5 protein-coding genes and 2 pseudogenes are annotated in these 5,972 nt (G+C 32.2%); 4 read left to right on the forward strand and 3 right to left on the reverse strand.

Annotated features, from left to right (window positions below; translation table 11 throughout):
* Positions 1-635 precede the first annotated feature (635 nt).
* Together CXF67_RS19180 and CXF67_RS19185 are read left to right on the forward strand one after the other, a co-directional pair.
* Positions 636-938, forward strand: coding sequence for a tetrahydrofolate dehydrogenase/cyclohydrolase catalytic domain-containing protein (locus tag CXF67_RS19180; RefSeq protein WP_374702238.1), 303 nt, complete (start codon positions 636-638; stop codon positions 936-938).
* A 25-nt stretch (positions 939-963) separates the two neighbouring features.
* Positions 964-1,290, forward strand: a pseudogene (locus CXF67_RS19185) (hypothetical protein).
* Positions 1,291-1,409: 119 nt separating this feature from the next.
* Here CXF67_RS19185 and CXF67_RS03840 read toward each other — a convergent pair.
* A complete protein-coding gene (locus CXF67_RS03840) occupies positions 1,410-1,898 on the reverse strand; it encodes a hypothetical protein (protein WP_145990371.1) in 489 nt (162 codons plus the stop codon).
* 40 nt (positions 1,899-1,938) lie between these two features.
* Positions 1,939-2,193 (reverse strand): hypothetical protein, encoded by a 255-nt coding sequence (locus CXF67_RS03845; RefSeq protein WP_145990372.1) that lies wholly within the window; start codon positions 2,191-2,193, stop codon positions 1,939-1,941.
* Positions 2,194-3,272: 1,079 nt separating this feature from the next.
* Here CXF67_RS03845 and CXF67_RS03850 point away from each other — a divergent pair.
* Positions 3,273-3,794: a DUF4304 domain-containing protein gene (locus CXF67_RS03850; protein ID WP_102087538.1), complete on the forward strand. Its 522-nt coding sequence runs from the start codon at positions 3,273-3,275 to the stop codon at positions 3,792-3,794.
* 73 nt (positions 3,795-3,867) lie between these two features.
* Positions 3,868-4,860, forward strand: a complete 993-nt coding sequence (locus CXF67_RS03855) for a DUF4837 family protein (RefSeq protein ID WP_102087539.1) — start codon at positions 3,868-3,870, stop codon at positions 4,858-4,860.
* 154 nt (positions 4,861-5,014) lie between these two features.
* On the opposite strand, the pseudogene CXF67_RS03860 reads toward CXF67_RS03855, so the two are convergent.
* Positions 5,015-5,340 (reverse strand): annotated as a pseudogene (locus CXF67_RS03860) (IS1595 family transposase); the annotation flags it as partial.
* Between the last annotated feature and the right edge of the window lie 632 nt (positions 5,341-5,972).

A 5,972-nucleotide genomic window follows, 5' to 3' on the forward strand; every position in this document is an offset into this window, starting at 1 on the left:
AAAGTGTTGGAGACCTTAGCAATCATATTGGTTTTACCTACTAGATTTTAGGCTAGTTTTTAGTCAACGCTATTAAAGTCCTTCTTGATTATTGAACCATCGTTAAAAGTTTACAATACCAATTTAGCATTCTAATGTCAGATAAAATCAGTTTCTTTTTCAGTTAGTAATCGACATAAAACAGAACCGGAACTATTGCTCTGCTTATTTTTTTTCTCAACTAAGTAAAAAACCTGTGCTTGAGCTATGTAGTAGTCTAATTCAATTTTTAATACAATAGTTGAAAACTAAATTAGTAAAAGACACTTAACTTTTTTAGATGTTATTTCATATCATTAGTGTCCAATAAAAAAAATCACAGAAATTAAAGCTTGTAACGTTTACAGAAAAATTAATATCTAACCTAAAAATAATTGTACGCAAAAGTACTCTATTTTTTAAACAGCCGATATTCAGCCAAATGATAGGTTTGCTTAATAAAAGTAAAATAACGACAGGCGCTACATAGCACAAATCGGATCATTACTGCAAACGGTTTTCAACATTTAAGACCTTAATTACAATGTTAGTCTCACTTATGTAAGTTATAAAGCACGCGCTTTTGCGTGAATAGGCTTTAAATTAATATGGTGAGCTTGCCTAATACCAAAAGTGAGACAGAACTCCTCTCTGAAATAAAAAAACTCACCGATAGTTCAGATATAGATAGATTTATTGTGCGGCTTCCTTTCCCAAAACAAATTGATATGCGAAAAGTAGTGATAGCCGTAGATACGAATAAAAATATAAGTGGCTTCCATCCTATTAACTTTAGAAAAATGGCACTGGACTTAAGTACTTTTATTCCAGCTATTTTTTTTGGAATACTAGAATTAATGGATGGTTATAGGATAGTATCGCAAGAAAAGCATCCGGTTGTTAATAGATCATTCTCATAATGGAGGGAGACCAATGACTATCTTAATGGGAAGAAAGGGTTTTCCATGTAATTCTACCGAAACTGTCACGCACAATCACACCAAAAACATCACTCAAATCACCTCACGAGCAGACAATATTATTACGGCTTTAGAAGTTCTTAGATTCTTAAAAACCGAAATGGTAAAAGATGATGTTGTGATTATAGATTGAGGGATGACTCGTGTCCTAGATGAAAGTCGTTAACGTGGTTATTATATCACAGGTGACGTAGATTTAAAAGATGTTTGGAAAAAAGCGTGTTATGCCACACCAGTTCTTGGTAGTGAAGGTTCAATGTCCATGGCTATGTTATCAAAAACACTCTACTAACTAGGAAACGTCGCAGAGTTAAAAATAGATAAAATTTGATACCATTAAAAAAGCTCAACCATACTACTTAGTAGGCTTTTTTTACTTTAAATATCGCCTCTTATTAAAGTGAATAAGGCTTATTTACCACCATTTGCTTGTAAATCTAAAATACATTGGGCCTCTAGTTGTGCGACACTAGACCCCACAACACTTAACATATCTAATGGGTTAAAAGCTTCTAACTGTGCGCTCATTAAACAACCATCTACATCACAGTGTCCGTTATTTGCATCATCTTCATGGCTAGATTGTAATGCTGTCCCTATGTTAACTAATCCCATAATATGGCAAAACTCATGCTGATATACCGTAGACTCGACGTTTTCTCTACTTGGCTCATTAAGCCCACCACTGAATTCTTCAATAGTCTTTTGGAACATCACTAAAGACGTATTTCTATACGCGGTACCCAGCACCACTCTACTCCCCGCATCGCTTTCGTTAGACTCTTCGGCAAAGAACACGAATACGTCTAATGTATTATCTGTACTAAATTGAGTTCTAAGATTATTTTCTATATCACGGACTTCTTCAATAGAATATGTCCCTAATCCTTGAGCAGGCACTTCTCTTTCTATTATTGAGATACCGCTAGGCTTATGGAGCCTAGCATTTAAAAAATGCAACTAAATTATTTAAAGAAGACTGCTCAGATTTAAAACCACCTGCATAAACAGCTTCAATTATAATTTCGTCAAATCGAGCATCACTTAATAATGCATTGGCACTTGCACCTGTAGTAAGGGCATAAGACAAGTCAGAATTACCGTTGCCTCCATTTCCATCACTTTCATCTGACGTACATGCAATTATACCTATGGCTATTATAAAAAGGTATAAAAATTGAACAATTTTTTTCATATCGTGCATTTTGCCTAAATTTAATGAAATACTTTAAAAATTCTATTTGATTATCATTTAATATTTTTCTAATTTTCGTTTTTTAAAGGCACAAACCGGAAAATCACACCAAAACGAAATGATGCTATTTTTTTGAAATAAATGGGATTAATACTTGTTATGATGCTGCATGTAATAAAATTATAAACCTATTTAAAAAATAATAATCAGGCTACTGGTATTACACCTGCATTATAGCAATAATACGATTCTAAAGAGATCTACTCATTTTCAAAGCTTTAAGAAATTCTTGTTAATAAATACCGCATTATTTTCGTTGATACAAAGTATGTTCAGATATAAAGTTTGACGGATGATACCGATATTTTAAGGCTAAAAAATTAAAGAATCTTAAAGAAGATTGGATATACTTTGGCTTTAAAGAGTCAACAAACGATGAGCAAACCATAGTCTTCGAAAATCAAAGTAAATTATTAGGTAAATATTGCAGGTTATGTTGAAAAAGATGTCGACGAAAAATAAAGGGAAAAAACTATTAAAGAGACCTTTAAATGAGTTCCTGTAGAGATGAATAATTATAAACTAGAATTCACAAGAACCTATCATAAAATAAGATAAAGTGTCAAAGCCTATATCTTAACGAGTTTGTATATCGGCTTAATCGTAAATTTTTTGGAGATAGAATATTCGATAGGCACATTACTTAATGCGTTACGAAAAATAAACATTAATAGGACATACAATAAGTTAGATATTAATAAGTCTGGTTTTTATTTGTGTTTTTTATTTTTTCGATGGCTGGAATGTTAGCTCAGAGTAATTATTTTCTTTCCCTAAGAAAGAGGAATTAGGCCCCACGTTCTCTGCCTATGTTTTTGCGCAAGGCAAAAAATATTCTCATAAATATCCTTTCTTAGATATGAAAAGATGAGTAATAGTAACATCTAAACTAATTTTCAAAAAGCTCATGATAAATATCCACCCAAAATTTACGGTTTTCCCGTAACATGTCTACGGTTAAACCGTAAAGCAAATTCAAAAGTCCCTTGTATTTTTGTGACAGTTAAATACCTTTAGTTATGAAAGCAATTGAAATTTTAAACAAAATGAATACTGAAATCTTGGCTCCTATTTTAAGAGAAGCAGGATTTAGTAATGATGGTGATATATGGTGGAAATCTACTGAAGAATTTTCATTGGTTTTAACTCTTCAAAACTATTGGTGGTCGACCGATGATAAAATTGATTTTAGAATAAATTTAGGTCTGATGATACCACCTATTAATAAAAAATCTAAAAAAAGACCTGAAATTACAGAACTTGCAGTATGTGTGTCTCAAGATTGTTATTTGCCAGAGAACGTTCAATTTCACAAATATAAAAACAGCATTGGGTATTGTATCAAAAACGGCGATAATGTTAAGGAGTTTCTAGAATTGATACAACGTGACTTTAAAGAGTTCATTATGCCTCAATTATTAAAACAAGAGACCCTTGAAGATTGCGTTGACTTTTATAAAAATGTTCCATTCTGGAATCAAAGATTAAATAGATTTATTGAAGAACAAAGATTCAAACTGATGAATAATCTTGCTGGCTAATAAAATTTAGTAGTGTAAATTGAGTTTTGGAACGATATTCGATAAGTTTATTTCAATTCAAACAAACTTCAAAATGCAATATACTTTACCCAAGACCATCAGCGCAAGCCTTCTCGCCCTCTCCGTTCTACTCATTTGTTCTTGTAATGACAATAAAACCTCTGCTTACAAAGCAGAATCTTCTGGAAACCTCAATCAACTTTCGATTGTCATTACCAATGAAAATTGGCAAGACTCCATTGGAGAAAAGATAAGAGAGATTTTTGCAGCAGATGTGGATGGCCTCCCTCAACAAGAACCAAAATATGCCTTACGCCAAATCCCTCCAATGGCTTTTAGTGGTTTTGCAAGAAAAAACAGAACCTTTTTAAAAATTGAAAAATCTAAAAAAACAGGACATCAAATTTTGTTAGATTCATTTGCAAAGCCTCAATTAGGTATTGCTATAACTGGATCAAATCAACAAACTATAATTGAAGAATTAGAGCAAAATAAGGACTCTTTTCTGAAGAAATTACATGATACGGAGCTAAAAGAGAAAAGGAGACGAATGAGCAAAGCACCAAAAAAAGTGGACGTCTTGAAAAAATCCATAGGAGTTTCCATGTTATTCCCATCAGCTTATCGGTATGCAAAACAGGAGGATAACTTTTTTTGGATGCGGAAGGACATCAGAAATGGCAGTATGGAGTTATTAGTTTACGAGGTCCCAAAATCTACAATTGAAAAAAATGGAAATGTTATTGCTAATGTGATTAAAATGAGGGATTCTGTTGGTGAAAATATACCGGGACCTACTGAAGATACACATATGATTACCGAAGAGGCCTATGCTCCTTATTTATTTGAAACCGAAATTGATGGAAAATTTGCCTATGAAATCAAAGGAACCTGGGAAGTAAAAGGTTTCTTTATGGCAGGTCCATTTTTAACCTATGCTATTCGAGATGATAAAAATGACAGATATGTAATTTTAGAAGGCTTTGTATTTAAGCCGTCCTCTTCAAAAAGAAATCAAATGTTCGAAATTGAAGCCATCTTAAGATCCGCTAAATTTCAAGATTAAAAATGTCGAGTCATTTCATAGTCTATCACAAAATATAGATCATTTAAAATTATGGAATGAAAAGTATTATACTAACAAAGGTCAGCCTTTTTTTTTTGTTAATGGCTCTAGTTAAGGCTTGAGTTGATATTAAGTTTTCATATCTAAATTCGATTTAATTATACCGTTTTAATGTAACTAGAGCGATTGTTTTCTTCACAAACGCGTTGGCTCTATCGTTTTCGGATTTTATGTTTTCCTTTATTTGATAACAATTCATGTATTGTTATCGATATTTTGTTGATACTACCCAAAAGGGATTTTCAATCCATTTTTTAACTCTATTATGAGTAGAGTTAACGTGTTGTATGTGATATTTACCTTTTACTCTTTCTCTTATTGATGCATTTACGATTTGGACTCCATTTCGCTATCTTTAGCAAAGCCTTTATAACTGTAATGGGCACAGCTACACAATAGGGTTATATCCTTTATAATCTTCATCAGTTTTGAATTGATCAACGAATTCTAGAAGATTTTGACCCTTATATATGTTCATAATTTAGTATAATTACTAGCATTAAAATTGGGGTTTATCTTGTGACCTCTGCAAATTGTTTAAATGCTCATTCCATATGCTTTCTTAAATCCACACTTAAATGGATTTTGAGGGTATTGTAAATATAGACTTCCTGTTTATTGATTTTACAACTCATTGAATAAAGTATGATTGCGGGAAAAGGGGGATTAAAAAATTGTGGTAAAATGACAAGTAGCAATTGAAAAATTATTAAAGACATTAGGATTAGAATAAAAACGCTGCCAACAGAGAACTGAGATTAAAAACAACGTTTTCTTTATTATTTTTTGATCCTGTTCCTCTAAGCTTACAGATTTATAAGTGAGATTTTCAGATTTTCGCTGGCTTATCCTTAAATTATTTTTCACCCAAGAGCCTACACGTATATCTCATCATAGGATAAGCTAAATATCCCACTTGCAAAAAACCTATTTCACCCACTTAGGACAGAACGCTATTAAAAACAGTTTTACTATTCCCTTTAGCTTCAAGCCTACTTGTCTTCACCTACAGTTGAAAGGTTTTTAGGTTTTCTTCAATGTATATATTCGAA

The organism is Psychroflexus sp. MES1-P1E (assembly GCF_002836055.1).
GTDB lineage: Bacteria > Bacteroidota > Bacteroidia > Flavobacteriales > Flavobacteriaceae > Psychroflexus.